Source organism: Roseomonas chloroacetimidivorans, assembly GCF_049629625.1.
GTDB lineage: Bacteria > Pseudomonadota > Alphaproteobacteria > Acetobacterales > Acetobacteraceae > Roseomonas > Roseomonas chloroacetimidivorans.
The window spans coordinates 73218-90663 of the sequence record NZ_JBNBZS010000009.1 but is presented as its reverse complement, the minus strand read 5'-3'; the positions used below and the strand labels follow the sequence as shown (position 1 = coordinate 90663).

General features: G+C 67.9%; 16 protein-coding genes. 13 read left to right on the top strand and 3 right to left on the bottom strand.

The features are described 5' to 3' along the window. Positions 1-78 precede the first annotated feature (78 nt). From ACO1BU_RS07735 to ACO1BU_RS07725, 3 genes are read left to right on the top strand one after another with little or no spacing between them, the layout of a single operon-like run. Entirely contained in the window at positions 79-1056 is a 978-nt protein-coding gene (locus ACO1BU_RS07735; protein WP_424135337.1) for a DnaJ C-terminal domain-containing protein, read from the top strand. Further along, positions 1053-1346, top strand: a complete 294-nt coding sequence (locus ACO1BU_RS07730) for a chaperone modulator CbpM (protein ID WP_424135336.1) — start codon at positions 1053-1055, stop codon at positions 1344-1346. Before ACO1BU_RS07735 ends, ACO1BU_RS07730 begins: the two co-directional genes overlap by 4 nt. Continuing rightward, entirely contained in the window at positions 1336-2310 is a 975-nt protein-coding gene (locus ACO1BU_RS07725; RefSeq protein ID WP_424135335.1) for a PAS domain S-box protein, read from the top strand. The genes ACO1BU_RS07730 and ACO1BU_RS07725 overlap by 11 nt, the downstream gene beginning before the upstream one ends. Before the next feature lie 83 nt (positions 2311-2393). Here ACO1BU_RS07725 and ACO1BU_RS07720 read toward each other — a convergent pair whose 3' ends face one another. Next, the gene (locus tag ACO1BU_RS07720; RefSeq protein WP_424135334.1) at positions 2394-3224 is read right to left on the bottom strand and encodes a hypothetical protein; all 831 of its coding nucleotides are present in this window, start codon (positions 3222-3224) and stop codon (positions 2394-2396) included. A gap of 541 nt (positions 3225-3765) precedes the next feature. Here ACO1BU_RS07720 and ACO1BU_RS07715 point away from each other — a divergent pair. The 8 genes from ACO1BU_RS07715 (at position 3766) to ACO1BU_RS07680 (ending at position 11400) form a co-directional block, all read left to right on the top strand. Beyond that, complete coding sequence (locus tag ACO1BU_RS07715; RefSeq protein ID WP_424135333.1) at positions 3766-4758, top strand: Bug family tripartite tricarboxylate transporter substrate binding protein; 993 nt, start codon at positions 3766-3768, stop codon at positions 4756-4758. A gap of 13 nt (positions 4759-4771) precedes the next feature. Beyond that, entirely contained in the window at positions 4772-5485 is a 714-nt protein-coding gene (locus ACO1BU_RS07710; RefSeq protein WP_424135332.1) for an SDR family oxidoreductase, read from the top strand. Further along, positions 5482-6420 (top strand): 3-hydroxyacyl-CoA dehydrogenase, encoded by a 939-nt coding sequence (locus tag ACO1BU_RS07705; protein WP_424135331.1) that lies wholly within the window; start codon positions 5482-5484, stop codon positions 6418-6420. The genes ACO1BU_RS07710 and ACO1BU_RS07705 overlap by 4 nt, the downstream gene beginning before the upstream one ends. A gap of 108 nt (positions 6421-6528) precedes the next feature. Then, positions 6529-7911 (top strand): esterase-like activity of phytase family protein, encoded by a 1383-nt coding sequence (locus ACO1BU_RS07700; protein WP_424135330.1) that lies wholly within the window; start codon positions 6529-6531, stop codon positions 7909-7911. A gap of 122 nt (positions 7912-8033) precedes the next feature. Next, the gene (locus ACO1BU_RS07695; RefSeq protein WP_424135329.1) at positions 8034-9224 is read left to right on the top strand and encodes an amidase; all 1191 of its coding nucleotides are present in this window, start codon (positions 8034-8036) and stop codon (positions 9222-9224) included. 79 nt (positions 9225-9303) lie between these two features. After that, the gene (locus ACO1BU_RS07690; protein ID WP_424135328.1) at positions 9304-9822 is read left to right on the top strand and encodes a GNAT family N-acetyltransferase; all 519 of its coding nucleotides are present in this window, start codon (positions 9304-9306) and stop codon (positions 9820-9822) included. 97 nt (positions 9823-9919) lie between these two features. Beyond that, positions 9920-10897, top strand: coding sequence for a mechanosensitive ion channel family protein (locus ACO1BU_RS07685; RefSeq protein WP_424135327.1), 978 nt, complete (start codon positions 9920-9922; stop codon positions 10895-10897). Between the two features lie 167 nt (positions 10898-11064). Continuing rightward, entirely contained in the window at positions 11065-11400 is a 336-nt protein-coding gene (locus ACO1BU_RS07680; RefSeq protein WP_424135326.1) for an NIPSNAP family protein, read from the top strand. A 70-nt stretch (positions 11401-11470) separates the two neighbouring features. Here ACO1BU_RS07680 and ACO1BU_RS07675 read toward each other — a convergent pair whose 3' ends face one another. Next, positions 11471-12445 carry a Bug family tripartite tricarboxylate transporter substrate binding protein gene (locus tag ACO1BU_RS07675; protein WP_424135325.1) on the bottom strand — a complete coding sequence of 325 codons (975 nt, stop codon included), beginning with the start codon at positions 12443-12445 and terminating at the stop codon, positions 11471-11473. A 92-nt stretch (positions 12446-12537) separates the two neighbouring features. Next, positions 12538-12924, bottom strand: coding sequence for a hypothetical protein (locus tag ACO1BU_RS07670; RefSeq protein WP_424135324.1), 387 nt, complete (start codon positions 12922-12924; stop codon positions 12538-12540). A 57-nt stretch (positions 12925-12981) separates the two neighbouring features. On the opposite strand from ACO1BU_RS07670, the gene ACO1BU_RS07665 reads away from it, so the two are divergent. Together ACO1BU_RS07665 and metH are read left to right on the top strand one after the other, a co-directional pair. Then, entirely contained in the window at positions 12982-13914 is a 933-nt protein-coding gene (locus tag ACO1BU_RS07665; RefSeq protein ID WP_424135323.1) for an ArsR/SmtB family transcription factor, read from the top strand. A 13-nt stretch (positions 13915-13927) separates the two neighbouring features. Beyond that, positions 13928-17428, top strand: coding sequence for a methionine synthase (metH, locus tag ACO1BU_RS07660; RefSeq protein ID WP_424135322.1), 3501 nt, complete (start codon positions 13928-13930; stop codon positions 17426-17428). Positions 17429-17446 lie beyond the last annotated feature (18 nt).

Sequence of the window (17446 nt, the reverse complement as noted above, 5' to 3'; positions counted from 1 at the left end):
GGCGGGTGAGGCCGGCGATCAGCCTTGGGCTGCGTGAATCATGGACCTAACCTGGGCAAGGAGCGTTATTCTGCGACCATGCCGGCAAATGACCCCTACCAGATCCTTGGCGTGAGCCGGACGGCCAGCGCGGACGAACTCCGGAAGGCCTTCCGCAAGATTGCCAAGACAAACCACCCGGACCTCAACCCCGGCGACAAGGCGGCGGAGGAGCGCTTCAAGGCGGCCAACGCGGCCTATGACCTGCTGTCCGACCCCGAGAAGCGCGCCCGCTTTGACCGGGGGGAGATTGATGCGACGGGGCAGGAGGTGCCGCCGCGCGGCTACTACCGCGACTATGCCGAAGGCGCGCAGGGCGCACGTTACCGGCCGGGCGGCGGAGCCGGGGCCGATCCCTTCGCTGGCATGGGCAGCGGCTGGACCAGCGGGGGCAGCTTCGACCCGGACGACCTGGAGGACATCCTCGGGATGTTCCGGCAGAGCACCACCCAGGCGGGCCCGCGCCGGGGACGGGACGCGAATTACCGGTTGACCGTCGATTTCCTGGACACGGTGAACGGTGCCACCCGGCGCCTTACCCTGCCGGACGGCCAGAATCTGGATGTCCGCATTCCGCCGGGGCTGGAGGACGGGCAGGTGCTGCGGCTTCGCGGACGTGGTGCGCCCGGCATCCAGGGCGGGCCGGCTGGCGATGCGCTGATTGAGGTGACGGTCCGCCCCCATCCTTTTTATCAGCGTGAGGGACAGGACCTGCGGATGGAGGTGCCGGTAACGCTGTCGGAGGCGGTGCTTGGCGCGAAGGTGCCGGTGCCGACTCCGCGCGGGGAGGTTATGCTGACCGTTCCGCCACGTTCCGACGCCGGCACGCAGATGCGGTTGCGTGGGCGCGGTGTGGCGGAATCCGGGGGGACGCCGGCCGGAGACCTGATCGTGACCCTGCGCATTGTGCTCGGGCCGGTTGATGACCGGCTGGAAGCGTTCCTTCGCGGCTGGGCGCCGGACCAGTCCGGCAAGCCCGAAGCCGATCCGCGGGCGGAGATGCGGAGGCAGGCATGATTTCCTTCGAGGCCGTGCTGCTCCGGGTTTCGGGGCTGGATGAGGCGCGCCTGAATGCCTGGATCGCGGAAGGCTGGGTACGGCCACAGCGCGAGGGCGATCGCTTCGTGTTCCAGGATATCGATGTCGCGCGTTGCCGCCTGATCCTGGAACTGCATGAGGAGCTGGAGGTGAACGAGGCGGCGATGCCGGTCGTGCTGAACCTTCTGGACCAGCTTCATCAAACCCGCCACCAGCTCCGGCGCGTGGCCGAGGCGCTGGAGAAGGCGAGGCCGCCGCATGACCGATGAACCAGCTGTGCCGGACCTGTCCGGCAGCGTGGGCGCGCTGAGCGCGACGCTGCTGGGTGCGGCGATGGATGTGGCCGGGTTGGCCGTGATGATCACCGATGCGCGGCTGGAGCGGCCAGGACCCTCGATCCGCTACGTGAACGCCCGGTTTGAGGCGATGACGGGCTATTCCGCCGCGGAGGTGATCGGCCTGACGCCGCGCATCCTGCAAGGCCCCCGCACGGAGCGGGCGACATTGGACCGGCTGCGCCAGGCGCTGGAGGATCAGCACAGCTTCATCGGGCACGCGACGAATTACCGTAAGAACGGCGATTCCTACATCAACGAATGGATCATCTCGCCGATCCGGGCGGCGGATGGAACCCTGACGCATTGGTTGTCGATCCAGCGCGACGGGGCGATGCACGGCGTGCCCGCCGAAGCTCTGCGGGAGCGCACCGGCGCGCTGCTGGCCACGGTGAGGGAGATCGCGGCGCAGTCACTGTCGGTGCCGGAGGAAGGGGCCGCCTTCAACGACCGCCTTGCTGCGCTGAGCCGTGCGCAGGCCCTGCCGGATGACGGCGCCACGGTGGAAACAGTGCTGCGCGAGGCGCTGGAGCCCTTCCCGGCGGAGGCGCAAGTGACGCTGCTGGGGCCGCGGATCGTCCTGCCGCGCGGCATGGTGGAGCCGCTGGCGCTGGCGCTGCATGAGCTTGCGGCGAATGCTGCGCGGCACGGGGCGCTGCGCCTGGCGGACGGGCGGCTGGCTGTGACATGGCGGGTCCAGGGCAGCGGGGCGGAGCGAGGTCTTCTGCTGGAATGGCGCGAGCGCGGTGTGGCCCTGCCGGATGAGGCCCGGTCGCGGCGCGGCTATGGGCGGCAGGTGATCGAGGAAGCGCTGGTCTTCGCCTTGAGCGGGGAGACAGAGCTACGTTTCGAGGCGGAAGGCTTGTCCTGCCGAATCACCCTGCCTCTGCCGGGATAAGGCATTCCTCCGGCGCTGTCCTGCGTCGAATTTGAAGAAGAGGATGATGGGTCCGGGGAAAGAATTCCTTCCCCCGGTCTTTCTCAATTTCCTGCGCGCCGCGTTCCCAGATAGTCGCGCACCGTTTGCCAGGCGGTCGTCTGCAGGAAGCGCGCCGTATCGTCGTCCAGGCCAGCCATGTAGCGGTTGCCTTCAGGCGATGCGCCGAAAAGCGCGGCGTAGGTCGTGGCGGCTGCGAGATAGCTGCCGGCAAGGCTCGGATGGCGCTTGTCGGGCGCGTAGAGATTGAGGCCCGGCCGTTCGCGCATGGCGCGGGCAAAGGCGAGGCCGGCGGGGATGACGAGGGCGTTGTTGTCATTGCCGGCGCGCGTGTAGGCCTCGGCGAGTTGTTCCGTCATCTCGGGCTTGTCAGCATATGCCCAGGACATGAAAAGGACCGGCTTCGCGCCGTGGCGGCGCACCGTGTCGCTGTGGCGCTTCGCAAATTCGGTGAAGACTGGGGCGAGGCGCGGATGGATGGGGCATTGGCTGCAATCCATCATCACCGCGACGTCGAACAACCGGGCGTTGTTGTTGAAGACGATGTTGTTGTTCTCGTCGAAGCTATAGGACCCGATGGCATTGGGGCGGAAATAGGATTCCACATCGTGCCAGTCGAAGCCGGAGCCGCTGATGGTGACGGAGGTGCTGCGGAAGGGCGGCTGGTTGCCGGCGCCGCGCAGCAGGCTCGTCACGTGCCCATGCATAGAGTTGTTGTAGTAAAAGAAACTGTTGCCGATGAAGATTGCGGAGGCCGGGCGCTCATCGAGCGCCTGCACCACGGGGCGGGCCTGCTGGGTTTGGCCCGTGGTGGCGGTGCCGAGGATCAGCGCGGCGGCGAGGGCGAGCCGCCGGGCGGCGGTGAATGCGGACATGGCTGCTTCCTTCCCGTGGCGCGCTGCAAGGCGGCGCGCTTCCGATCATTAAGAGACCGGAACGCAGCCTGGTCGCAACCCTCCAATGGGCGCCTGAGGCATCGGACGGGCGGTAGCGGAGCGTTGACGCCCCATGGCTGTAAGCCAGCGCTGGCCAATGGGAAGACGGGGCCTCGAAGCAGCACCATTCAAGCCAACCTCCTGGGCCCGGGCAGGGAAGACGATCTCCGGAACCTCCCCCGGCCCGCAACTGAAGCAACCATCGGGCGCGAGGCCTGACGGATCCTGGGCCGGCGGGTCCAACCTTCACGATCAGAGGGTGATGCGGATCTCAGTGGCCTGCTGAACGTGGGTGGTGAAGTCGCGTTGGTGTCCCTCCTGTTATCTTGCTCTGCAAGGCTGCCGCCGGATCTGGACAGTTCTCCTGGCTTTGAGGAAAGAGGCGCCAGATAACGCGATCCGATGTGATCGCAGGATCGTTAACGGGAAGGGCGCGGCGGGTTCAGGCCGGCAGCCCTTGTCCAGATTGGGAGCCAGCGCCATGCGCAACATCTCTCGCCGCCAGGCTCTGGCCGGCGCGGCGTTCCTGGCCGGTGGTGCCGGCCTCGCCCCGAGGCCCGCCGGAGCCCAGGGCGCGGCCTGGCCATCGCGCCCGGTACGCGTCATCGTGCCTTTCCCGGCAGGTGGCACCACGGACCTGCTCGCCCGCATCGTGGCGGAGCGCCTGCAGCAGCGGATCGGCACGCCCTTCGTGGTGGAAAACCGTGGCGGCGCCGGCGGAAGCATCGGCTCCGATGTCGTCGCCAAGTCCGATCCCGATGGCTACACGCTGCTGATGGCCACCATCGGCACGGCCGCCATCAACTACGAGCTGTACAAGAGCAGCATCACCTATAAGCCTGCCGATCTCGCTGCCGTCTCCAATGTCTCCAATGTGCCGAATGTGCTTGCGGTGGCGGCTAACTCCCCCTCGCGCACGCTGCAGGACTTCATTGAGCGTGCGAAGAAGGCCGGTGGCCTCACCTATGGCAGCTCCGGCAATGGCTCGAGCCTGCACCTGACCGGCGAGTTGCTGAAGGCCGCGGCAGGGGTCGACCTGATCCATGTGCCCTATCGCGGCTCCGGCCCCATGCTGACGGACGCGATCGCCGGCCGGGTTGACCTGGCGATCGACAACCTGCCCTCCTCCATGGGCCATATCCAGGGCGGCCGCCTTCGTGCCCTGGCCGTGACGAGCCCGCAGCGCAGCCCCTCCCTGCCCGATGTTCCGACGGTGCGCGAGGCCGGGCTGCCCGGCGTCGAGACGGTCGCCTGGTTCGGCATTCAGGCCCCCGCGCGCACGCCGCGTCCGATTGTTGATCGCCTGGCCACTGAGATTCATGCCGCGGTGAACGAGCCGGGAACCCGCGCCAAGATCGCGGAACTGGGCGGCGAGCCCGTGGGCGACAAGCCCGAGGAGTTCCAGCGCCTGATCGATGCCGAGATCACCCGCTGGACCGAGGTGATCCGGCGCGCCAACGTGCGGCCCGACTGACAAGACGGCGGATATGATGGTGGAACGGGTTCTCGTCACGGGGGGTGCCTCGGGCATCGGGCGGGCAGTGGCAGCGCGCTGCCGCGAGGAGGGCTACGAGCCCGTGGTGATCGACCGGGAGGCGCCGCCCGGAAGCGGCGTCATCCAGGCCGATCTGTCGGATCCGGAGCAGACAGCGGTCGCGCTGGCCGAGGCGCTGAGCGGCGGCCCCATTACCCGGCTGGTGAACAATGTCGGCATCGTGCGCCCGGCCTCGCTGGAAGAGCAGACGCTGGCCGATCTGGACCTCGTCGTTTCGCTGAATCTGCGCTGCGCCATGCAATGCGCCCAGGCGCTGCTGCCTGGCATGAAGGATGCGGGGTTCGGACGCATCGTGAACATGGCCAGCCGCGCCGCGCTGGGGAAGGAGCTGCGCACGGCCTATGCCGCGACCAAGGCCGGGCTGATCGGTATGGCCAAGGTCTGGGCGCTGGAACTGGGCGAGCATGGTATCACCGCCAACGCCATCGGTCCCGGCCCGATCCGCACGGAGCTGTTCGACCGTGCCAACCCGCATAACAGCCCGCGCACCCGCGCCATCATCGAATCCGTTCCGGTGCGACGCCTCGGGGAGCCCGAGGACGTGGCGAATGCCGTGGCCTTCCTGCTGGATGCGCGCAGCGGCTTCGTGACGGGACAGGTGCTCTATGTCTGCGGCGGGATGACCGTAGGGGCGGCGGGCGCATGAGCGGGCAGGCGCCGGTCGCGATCGCTGGCGGAGGCAGCATCGGGGTTGCCTTTGCGATCGTCTTCGCGCGGGCAGGCCTGCCGGTGCGGCTCTGGGATCCGGATGCGGGGCGCCGCGCCGCGGTGCCGGGCGAGATGCGGGCACGGCTGGAGGATCTGGAGGGGTACGGCTTGCTCGCCGAGCCCGTGCAGGCCATCGCGGACCGGGTTGCCGTGCATGCGGAACTCGCGGATGCCGTGGCAGGCGTGCAGCATGTGCAGGAATGCGCGCCAGAGCGCGTGGAACTGAAGCGCGACCTGTTCGGGCAGCTCGACCAACTGGCGCCGCCCCAGGCGGTGCTGGCGAGCTCCTCCTCCTTCCTGCCGGCCTCCTCCTTCGCGTCCGAACTGCCGGGGCGCGGACGTTGCCTGATCGCGCATCCCGGCAACCCGCCTTATCTGATTCCGGTGATCGAGATCGTGCCGGCGCCCTTCACGGAGGAGGCGGTGGCGGCGCGGGCCGAGGCGCTGTTCGCCCAGGCAGGTCTGACCCCCGTGCGCGTGCGGAAGGAGGTGGAGGGATTCATCTTCAACCGCCTGCAAGGTGCCCTGCTGCGGGAGGCCTATTGCCTCGTGCGCGACGGCGTCGCCTCGGTGGAGGATGTGGACCGCGTGGTGCGCGACGGGCTCGGCCGCCGTTGGGCGCATATCGGGCCCTTCGAGACAGCGGACCTGAATACGCGCGGTGGGATCGTGGCCCATGCGGAGCGGATGGGGCCGTCCTACGCCCGAATGGGCGCGGAGCGCGGCCAGAACGACCCCTGGACGCCTGATCTGGTGGCGCAGGTGGAGCGGGAGCGCCGCGCCCTGCTGCCCATCGAGGAATGGGAGGCGCGTGTGGCCTGGCGGGACCGCGTGCTGATGGCGGCGCTGCGGGCGCGTTCGGCTGAGAGCTGAGAGGCGCTGACGGCGCCATCCTGCTGACGCGGCGTCGTCACCAACTGGTCAAGCGCCCGCAACACTCCGCGCGTAAGCCCCGCATGTTCTTCGCGGGAGTTCTGAATCATGCGCGCCATTCTCATGGCATCCGCCGCCCTGTTGGCCCTGGCCGGTTCCGCCCGCGCGGATCAGCGCTTCGAGGCCGTGCTGGAGGGCCACGCCATCCTGCCGGCGAATACCATGGCTCAGCCGCCGGCCGACGCGCCTGTGGATGCGCGAAATCCTGGCCGCTTCGCCGGGCCGGGTGGCCGGCGCGTGGAGGCGCCGGGCAGCATTCCCGGCACAACCGGCACGGCGGCGAATGCGCGTCCGACCGGCCTGTCTTTCCCCTTCCAGGGCCAGGCCGTGCAGGGCTTTTCCGGCATCAAGCCGGTGTCGGGCGAGCCGGGTGCCTACTGGGTGCTGACCGACAACGGCTTCGGTAACAAGCGCAACAGCCCCGACGCGCTGTTGATGGTCCACAAGATCCGGCCGGACTTCCGCAGCGGCAGCGTGGCTGTCGAGCGCACCATCTTCCTCTCCGACCCCGAGCGCCGCGTGCCCTTCCGCATTGCTCATGAGGGCACGGAACGCCGCTATCTCACCGGCAGCGACTTCGACATCGAGAGCATCCAGCCCATTGGCAATGGCTTCTGGCTTGGCGACGAGTTCGGCCCCTTCCTGATCCAGGTGGATGGTGAGGGTCGGGTGCAGCGCGTGGTCGAGACCACAATCGACAACCGCGCCATCCGCAGCCCCGACCACCCCGACCTCTCCGTGCCGGCGAGCCCGACAGGGAATGTCGCCTTCGAGTCCCAGCGCAGCGGCGGCTATGAGGGCATGGCGGCCAGCCCGGATGGCAGCCGCCTCTATGCGCTGTTGGAGAAGCCGCTTTTCACCGCCCAAGGCCAGCCGGAAGGCCGTTTCCTCCGCATCCTGGAACTGGACACGGCCCGCGGTGCCTGGACCGGCCGCAACCTGCGCTTTCAGTTTGCCGAGGGCGCTACCTCGATCGGCGACTTCAACATGATTGATGACCGCCGCGCCCTGGTGATCGAGCGCGACGACGGCGAGGGCGATCCCTCCCGCGCCTGCGGCGAGGGGCAGACCGCGCGGTCCACCAACAATGGCTGCTTCGGTACCCCGGCCCGGGTGAAGCGCATCTCCCTGATCGATCTTGGCGAGGTGGACGGCGAGGGATTCGTGCGGAAGATCGGCTATATCGACCTGATGCAGATCCGCGATCCCGAGGGCGTGGCGCGCCAGCGCGGCGATCTTGGCCCTGACGTGCCGCGCGACCGTTTCTCCTTCCCCTTCTTCACGATCGAGAATGTCGCGGTGGTCGACGCAGACCGCATTATCGTTGGCAATGATAACAACCTGCCCTTCAGCGCCGGCCGGCACCTGACCCGGGCGGATGACAACGAGCTGATCCTGCTGCGCGTGTCGGAAATGCTCCGCGCGCGCTGACGCGAGGCGGTCCGGCGGCGCGAGGAGGTACTGCGGGACCATTGCCGAAAAGCGCAGCCAGGGCGGTGGACACTGCCACGGTCGTGACGCAGCATCCGGCCCGATTCCAAAGGGGGTTCGGCATGGCAAGTGACGATCGGAACAGTGGCTTCATGCCGGGCCCGCAGGCCTCGCTGGCCCATGCGGCGGAAGGCCCCCTCTCCGGGCTGACCTTCGCGGTGAAGGACCTGTACGACATCGCCGGCGTGCCCACGACTTATGGCAACCCGGACTGGGAGCGCACCCATCCCGTACCGCCCAGTACGGCGCCTGCGGTGCTGGCGCTGCTGGAGGCCGGGGCGCGCTTTGTCGGCAAGACCAAGACGGTGGAACTGGCCTATGGCCTGACCGGCGAGAATGTCTGGTACGGCACGCCCGTGAACCCGGCGGCGCCGGACCGCTTCCCCGGCGGGTCCTCCTGCGGCTCTGCCTCGGTGGTGGCCGGCGGGCAGGCGGATATCGCTTTCGGCTCGGACACCGGTGGTTCGGTACGGATTCCGGCCTCCTATTGCGGCATCTACGGCATCCGTCCCTCCTGGGGCGCGGTCTCGCTGGTGGGCGCGCGGGGGTTGGCGCCTTCCTACGACACGGCGGGATGGTTCGCGGCCCGTGCCTCCATCCTCCGCCGGGCGGGGGAGGTGCTGTTGCCCGAGGGAGGCGACGCGCTGCCCGGCCCGCTGCTCTTCGTGGAGGAGGCATGGGTCGGCGCGCATCCCGCGGTTGCCGCCGCGCTGAGGCCAGCGCTGGCCGCGGTCGAAGCCGTGCTCGGCAAATCCCTGGGTATCCGCCTCCTACCCGAGGGACTTCCGGCCCTGTACGAGCATTTCCGCTGTATCCAGGCAGAGGAGGCATGGGCCACGTTGGGCGGTTGGATCGTCGCCACCAACCCGAAATTCGGCCCCGGTGTGAGCGAGCGCTTCGTCATGGCGCGCGATCTGGAGCCGGGGAAGGGGGCCGCGGGCCGCGCCTTTCGCCAGGGCTTCCGCCGGCGGCTGACGGGGCTGCTCGGGGGTGGTGCGGTCTTCGCCTATCCCACCTCCCCGGTGCCCGCGCCGAAGCTCGATGCGTCGCCTGCTGAACAGCAGAAGGTGCGGGAGGTGACGATCGGCACCACCGCCATCGCCGGCATGGGCGGTCTTTGCGAGGTTTCAATTCCCGCCGCCAGGGTGGAGGGGGCGCCGGTCGGCCTTTCCCTGGTCGCTGCGCCGGGGCGGGACCGGGCGCTGCTGACGCTGGCGGAGCGGGTGGCGGAACGGTTAGGCCTGCCGGTCTGAGTTATGGGGGGTGGTGGGCCAGGGGGGAATCATGGAAGGGTGATTCCCCGTTCGCATGTTCTGCTCTAGGCATCCGCCCATGCCGATCCGAGACGCCACCCCCGCCGACGCCGCCGCCATAGCGGCCATCTATGCCCATCACGTCCTGCACGGCACCGGCACCTTCGAGGAGGAGCCGCCTTCCGCCGAGGACATGGCCGCACGCATCGCCCGTATCCAGGGCGCCGGCCATGCCTGGCTGGTGGTGGAGGAGGGCGGGGTGATCCTCGGCTATGGCTATTACAACAATTTCCATCCGCGTTCGGCCTATCGCTACACCGGCGAGGACTCGATCTATGTGCGCGACGATGTGCGCGGCCAGGGCGTGGGCAAGGCGCTGGTGGCGGAGTTGCTGGCGCGGGCCGAGGCCGCTGGTTTCCGCCAGATGATGGCGGTGATCGGCGATTCGGAGAATGTTGGCTCGATCGGGCTGCACCTGTCGCTGGGCTTCAGGCAGGTGGGGCTGACCAAGGCGGTCGGGCTGAAATTCGGGCGCTGGGTGGACGTGGTCTATATGCAAAAGGCGCTGGGCGAGGGGGATCGTTCGATTCCCGCCTGATGTCGTGCCGGGACACGGATAAGGATGTCCCGTAACGCTTGGCGGCGCACGATTCGCTGCCTCGCGCGTTCGGTCCCCGTCACATCGGGGGGACGCCATGTTCAACGAAGCGCTGAGTCGCCTGCATTCCCTCGGCGCGGGCGCCGCGGCCATTCTGCCGGGGCTGGTGGTGGGTCTCCTGGTCTTCGGCCTGGGCCTGTTCCTGGTCCGGGGAATCCGCCTGGGGGTGACCCGCGCCGCCGCCATGCGCCATGCCTCGGAAGGCTCGGCCGCCGTGCTCGGGCGCATTGCGGGTGGCGTGGCCACGCTGGTGCTTTTCCTGATTTCCGCCTCGATCGCCTTCCCCTCGGTTTCCGCGGCCGACCTGTTCAACCTGCTGGGGATCGGCGGCGTGGCGGTCGGCTTCGCCTTCCGCGACGTGCTGCAAAATCTGCTGGCTGGTGTCCTGATCCTGCTGACCCGCCCGTTCCATATCGGGGATCAGATCAAGCATGGCGCGCAGGAAGGGACCGTGGAGGATATCTGGATCCGCGCCACGGTCCTGCGGACCTATGACAACCGCCGCATCCTGATTCCCAATGCCTCGCTTTTCACCGACAAGATCGAGGTCATCACCGCCTATGAGAAGCGTCGGCTGAGCTTCGCGGTGACCATCGGCAATGGCGATTCGATCGCCGAGGCCCGAGAGGTCATCATCCAGGCCCTGCGCGGATCGGAAGGCGTGATGGCCGATCCGCCGCCCGAGGCGCTGGTGACGGGCCTGGGCAGTTCGGGCGTGGACATGACCGCCCGCTTCTGGATCAACCCGCCGCGCCGGCGGGAGGCGGTGCAGTCGCTCGACCACGCCATCGAGGCGGTGAGGAACGCGCTGACCGAGGCTGGCATCGACCTGCCCTACCCGACCTCCCAGGTGCTGTGGCACGACCAGACGGAGGAGGCGGATGGCGACCGCGCCCGTCAGCGCGAGGGCTGGCCGGCCGGCAAGGGCGGTGCCACCCGGCCGCGCTGGCGTGCCGTGCAGGAGGCTGCGGAGAGGGAGCGGGACGTCCCGGAGCGTCAGGCCTCGGCGCGGTAGAGGCTGGCGGTCACGACTTCGGCGCGCCGCACGAAGGCCTAAGGTACACCATGGGGCCCCGCCCCGCAGTCGGTGGTGTTACGTTGACGGTACAGTCCGGATATGGGCTGTTCCCGGGCCTGAGCGGGGCCGAATCGGCCCCGGACGGCATGGGAGGTCACACGGGAATGCTGCTGGATCATCGCACCTATTTCTGCCGCCCCGGCACGCTGAAAAAGCATCTCGCACTTTATGAGCAGCAGGGTTGGCCCGTGCAGACACGGCATCTCGGCATGCCCTTTGCCTATCTCACGACCGAAACCGGTGACGTGAACAGCTTCGTCCATATCTGGATGTACGAGGACGCCGCCGATCGCGCCCGGCGCCGGGCCGCGATGCAGGCCGATCCGGACTGGATCGCCTATCAGGAGAAGAGCGGTGAGGCTGGCTACCTGATTCGGCAGGAGAACAAGCTCATGGTTCCCGCCTCCTTCGCGCCCAAGCCGGTACGCGCTGGCGGCTGAGCGCCGCGCCGGTCCCAAGAAGATACAGCCGGACGCCCCGTCATGATGGGGAGCGTCCGGCGGCCCGATCTCAGCTGGCCGTGACGCCTGCGCTGCGGACGACCGCGCCCCAGCGATCCCGATCCTCGGCGATGAAGGCGGCAAAGGCTTCGGGGGTGTTCGCGGTGGCATCGGCCCCCTGCTCGCGCAGCCGCGCCACAACCTCCGCATCAGTCAGGGCACGGCGGGTCGCCTCGTTCAGCGCTGTCACCACGGGCATGGGCGTACCGGCCGGTGCCAGCAGGCCGAACCAGGAGGTGACCTCCACCCCCGGCACGGAGGCTGCCAGGGTTGGCGCCTCCGGCAGCATCGGTGTCCGCTGCGGTCCGGCCGTGCCGAGTGCGATGAGGCTGCCGCTGCGGATATGCGGCAGGACCGTCGGAGCGTGGTCGATCATCATCAGCACCCGCCCTGCCAGCAGGTCCGCGATGGCCGGCGCGCTGCCGCGATAGGGCACATGCGTCAGCTGGATCCCGGCTTTCGAGGCGAAGAGTTCGGAGGCCAGATGGGTGATCGCCCCTTGGCCGGAGGAGGCAAAGGTGAGCGTGCCGGGCCTGGACTTCGCGTACTGGACCAGGCTGGGCACGTTCCGCGCGGGAACGGAGGGATGCACCACCAGCACCATCGGCACGGTCGCCACCATCGAGATGGGGGCGAAGTCCTTCAGCGTGTCGTAGGAAAGGCTGGGATAGAGATGCGGCGTGATGGCCTGGGTGGCGCTGGTGCCGAGGAGCAGCACATGCCCGTCCGGACTCGCCTTCGCCACGGCCTCCGTCCCAATCGTGCCGCCGGCGCCTGTCCGGTTCTCCACCATGGCCGGCTGGGGCCAATCGGCCTGGAACCGGTTTGCCAGCGCCCGTGCGAGAATGTCTGTCGCACCGCCGGCGGCGAAGGGAACGATGATGCGAACCGGGCGGCTGGGCCAGCTTTGCGCCCGCGCGGGCCGTGCCGTGGTCCAGGCTGCCGCGGTACCCAGGGCAGCCGCCATGAGAGAGCGTCGCTGCATTCGTTCCTCCGTTGATCCGGCAGGTTGCTCCCTGCTCGCAACGAAATGCAGCACGCCGCTTGCTAGGGCGGCAACCTGTGGGGTGGCTTCCCTTAAGGTGCGGAGGGAAGAGGTGCCGGGCGGTATCGGGCCGAGACCACCCCATCCATATGCAGGATCACGTCCAACTCCGCACGCCGGTCGGGCGAGGGAAGCAGGGCGATCACGCGATCGAACCAGGGGGCGCGACCTTTCACCCGATCCAGGAAAAGGGCGTCCAGCGCCTGGGCCATGGGCACGCGCCCGGCGCAGCAGGTGCAGGCCGCGGCATGCCTGGCATCGGGTTCAAAGCCGGCACTGGCGACGATGCCGGCGGGCAGGCTGGCGGGCGGCGCTTCGGCCAGCAGGGCGGCCTTCTGGCCCGTCGCAAGGCCGGACGCCAGCGCAGCCTCATCGGCCACGATCAGGACCGGAATTCGGCCATCGGCAAAGACGGGCATGGTAGGGATGCTCCTTTCCGATAGACATAAAGATATCGTTATGTCATGTGCAAGGCCATGGAAGAGACCCTGGCCCAGCTTCGTGCAGCCGCCGAGCCGACCCGGCTGCGGCTGCTTGCGCTTTGCGCCCGGGGAGCCCTCTGTGTCACTGACCTTTGTGCGGCCCTCGGCCAGTCCCAGCCACGCCTCTCCCGTCATCTGAAGCTCCTGGTGGAAGCGGGGTTGCTGGAGCGCTCGCCGGAAGGGTCCAACGTCTATTTCTCTCTCGCCCCCCGGGCGGATCTGGCGCGTGCCATCCTGGCCCGGCTGCCGGAGGATGATCCGCTGCTGGCCGCCGATCGGCGGTTGGCGGCACGGCTGGGAGCGGAACGCGTGCGCGCGGCCTCCGAAGCCTTCCGGAGTGCCGGTGCGGACTGGGATGAGATGAGCGCGCTCGGTCTTCCGGCCGCCGCCATAGAAGCGGCGGTGCTGGCAACGCTGCCTGCCCGGATCGGCCGGCTGCTGGATATCGGCTCCGGCACCGGCCAGTTGCTGGAGTTGGTGGCTGACCGCTGCGACGTCGCCCTCGGTGTGGATGCCAGCCGCGACATGCTGGCCCTGGCCCGCGGCCGCCTGGCCGAGCGTGGCCTGGCCCCGCGCTGCGCCGTGCGGCAGGCCGATATGTACCGTCTGCCCTTCCCCGATGGCGGCTTCGATGCTGTGACGCTCCAGATGGTGCTGCATTATGCCGAGGATCCCGCTGCCGCCCTGGCCGAGGCGGCGCGCGTGCTTTCCCCGGATGGCGTGCTGCTGGTGGTTGATCTGGCCGCCCATGGCCGTGCCGATCTGCTGGAGCGCCAGGCCCATCGCTGGCCCGGCTTCGATGATGCCCAAATGGCCGGCTGGCTTGGCGATGCTGGCTGTTCCCTCTCCCCGCCGGTCACTGTCGCCGGCCCCCTGAATGTTCGCCTGTGGTCCGCGCATCGCGCGACCGCGGTGCAGCCCGCCTGAAAGAGTGAAGATCATGTCCCGACCGCATTTGCTCGACGCGCTGCGTGACCGCGTGCTGCTTTGCGACGGCGCCATGGGCAGCCGCGTGCAGGCCCTGAACCTGGATGTCGAGAAGGACTACTGGGGGCAGGAGAACTGCACGGAGGTGCTGAACCTTTCGCGCCCCGACCTCGTGCGCGAGATCCATCGCGGTTACTTCGAGGCCGGTGCCGATATGGTGCTGACCAATTCCTTCGGCGGCAGCCCCGTGACGCTGGGCGAATTCGATCTTCAGGACCGTGCGCGGGAGATCAACCGCCGCGCCGTGGAACTGGCGCGCGAGGCGAGCGAGGGTTTCTCCGATGGCCGCCCGCGCTGGGTGATCGGCGATATCGGCCCGGGCACGCGCCTGCCGAGCCTGGGCCACATCACCTATGACGCGCTGGAAGAGGCGCTGACCGAACAGTGCCGTGGCCTGATTGAGGGCGGCGCGGATGCGATCCTGACCGAGACGAACCAGGACACGCTCTTCATCAAGGCGGCGGTGAACGCCGCCAAGCGCGCCATTGCCGAGGCCAAGTCGGATATTCCCATCTTCGTGCAGGTGACGGTGGAGACGACCGGCACGCTGCTGGTCGGGCCCGACATTGCCGCCGCCGCGACGGTGATCGATGCGCTGGACGTGCCGCTGATCGGCCTGAACTGCGCCACTGGCCCGCAGGAGATGGCGGAGCATGTGCGCTGGCTCTCCCAGAACTGGCGCGGCCTGATCTCCTGCCAGCCCAATGCGGGCCTGCCGGAGCTGGTGGATGGCAAGACGCATTATCCGCTCTCCGCCCAGGAGATGGCGAGCTGGATGGAGCGCTTCGTCACCGAGGACGGGCTGAACCTCATTGGTGGCTGCTGCGGCACTTCCATCCCGCATATCCAGGGGTTGGACGCGATGCTGCGGAAGCTGGGTGGTGCCAGCCACCGCCCGGCACCGGTCGCGCGCAAGCCGGTCTGGGTGCCTTCCGTCGCCAGCCTCTATGGCGCCGTCGCGCTGAGGCAGGAGAATGCGTATTTCTCCATCGGCGAGCGCTGCAATGCGAACGGCTCCAAGGCCTGGCGCGAGCGGCAGGCGGCGCATGACTGGGACGGCTGCGTCGCGATTGGGCGTGAGCAGGTGGGCGAGGGCTCTAACTCTCTCGATGTCTGCACCGCCTTCGTTGGCCGTGACGAGATGGCCGAGATGAACGAGGTCATCACCCGTTTCACCTCATCCGTGAACGCACCGCTCGTGATCGACTCCACCGAGACGCCGGTGATCGAGGCCGCGCTGAAGCTGCATGGCGGCAAGCCCATCATCAACTCGATCAATTTCGAGGATGGCGAGGGCCATGCGACAGATCGCATGATCCTGGCGAAGAAGTTCGGCGCCGCCGTGATCGCCCTGACCATTGACGAGGTGGGCATGGCCAAGACCGCCGAGGACAAGCTGCGCATTGCGCGGCGCCTGGTGGACTTCGCTTGCAACAAATACGGGTTGCCGCAGAGCGACCTGATGATCGACCCGCTGACTTTCACCATCGCCACGGGCAACGAGGACGATCGCAAGCTCGGCCTCTGGACGCTGGAGGGCATCCGCATGATCCGGGAGGAATTCCCGGACATCCAGATTATCCTCGGCCTCTCCAACATTTCTTTCGGCCTGAACCCGGCCGCGCGGCATGTGCTGAACAGCGTGTTCCTCGACCATGCCGTGAAGGCGGGCATGACGGGGGCAATCGTGCATGTTTCCAAGATCAAGCCGCTGCACCTGATCCCCGCGGAGGAGGTGAAGGTGGCGGAGGACCTGATCTTCGACCGCCGGGCGGAAGGCTACGACCCGCTCCAGGCCCTGCTGGAACTCTTCGCCGGACGCAAGGCCGCGGACAGCGCGAAGCGGGCGAAGGCCGAGACAGTGGAGGGCCGCCTGAAGGACCGCATCGTCGATGGCGACCGCAAGGGCCTCGATGACGAGTTGGCCGATGCGCTGGCCAAGGGCATCACGCCCCTTTCCATCATCAACGACATCCTGCTGGACGGGATGAAGGTGGTGGGCGAGCTCTTTGGCGCCGGCAAGATGCAGCTTCCCTTCGTGCTGCAATCCGCCGAGACCATGAAGGCGGCCGTGGCCTATCTCGAGCCGTATATGGAGCGCGTGGAGGGCCAGGAGAAAGGCACCATCGTGCTGGGCACGGTGAAGGGCGATGTGCACGACATCGGTAAGAACTTGGTCGACATCATCCTGACCAATAACGGCTACAAGGTCGTCAATCTCGGTATCAAGGTACCGCTGCAGGACATCGTCGCCGCCGCGAAGGAGCATAAGGCCAATGCCATCGGCATGTCTGGCCTGCTGGTGAAGTCCACCGTGGTGATGCGCGAGAACCTCGAGGAGATGTCGCGCCAGGGCGTGGATATTCCGGTCATGCTCGGAGGTGCGGCGCTGACGCGGAACTATGTCGAGGATGATTGCGTCAAGGCTTATGCCTGCGGGCGCGTCGCCTATGCGCGTGATGCCTTCGATGGCCTGCACCTGATGGACAAGGTGATGGGCAATGGCTTCGACGACTATCTCGCCGCCCTCCAGGCCCGCCGCGTCGGCAAGGGCAAGAATGAGCGCCGCACGCTTGGTGTCGCCGATGCACGCGGCTTCGCGCCGGTGGAGGTCGGCTATGCCCAGGAGCGCCGCCGCCGCCTGACGGCCAATGAGCCTGTGCCCACGCCGCCCTTCTGGGGCGCGAGGGTGGTGGAGGCCCCGCCCAAGGCCATCGTGCCCTTCATCAACGAGCGCAGCCTGTATCAATTCCAGTGGGGCTTCCGGAAGCAGGGCCGGTCCCTGGAGGATTTCATCGGCTGGGCGAAACAGGAGCTGCGCCCGGTGCTGCGCCGGATGCTCACGTTGGCGGAGGAGAAGGACATCCTCAAGCCGCAGGCAATCTATGGCTATTGGAAATGCGCGGGCCAGGGGAACGATCTCATCCTCTTTGAGGAGGATGGCGTCACCGAGGCCGCGCGCTTCACCCTGCCGCGCCAGCCCAAGGCCGATGGCGACTGCATCGCCGATTTCGTGCGTGACGTGGATGACGGGCCGGAGAAGCGGGACGTGATTGGCCTTCAGGTCGTCACCGTCGGCCAGAAGGCCAGCGACATGGCACGGGAGTGGTTCGAGGAGAACCGCTATCAGGATTACCTCTACCTGCACGGCCTTTCCGTGGAGATGGCCGAGGGCATGGCGGAATACGTCCACAAGCGCATCCGCGCCGAATGGGGCTATGCGGGCGAGGATGAGCGGGACATGGAGAAGATGCTGTCCCAGGGCTACCGGGGCGGCCGCTACTCCTTCGGCTACCCGGCCTGTCCGAAGCTGGAGGACCAGGAGCCGCTGCTGCGCCTGCTGAGGGCGGACCGGATCGGCGTCTCAATCTCGGACGAATGGCAATTGCATCCTGAGCAATCCACCTCCGCGATCGTGCTGCACCACCCCGGCGCGAAGTACTTCTCGGTCTAGGGGTGGGCGGGCTATGTC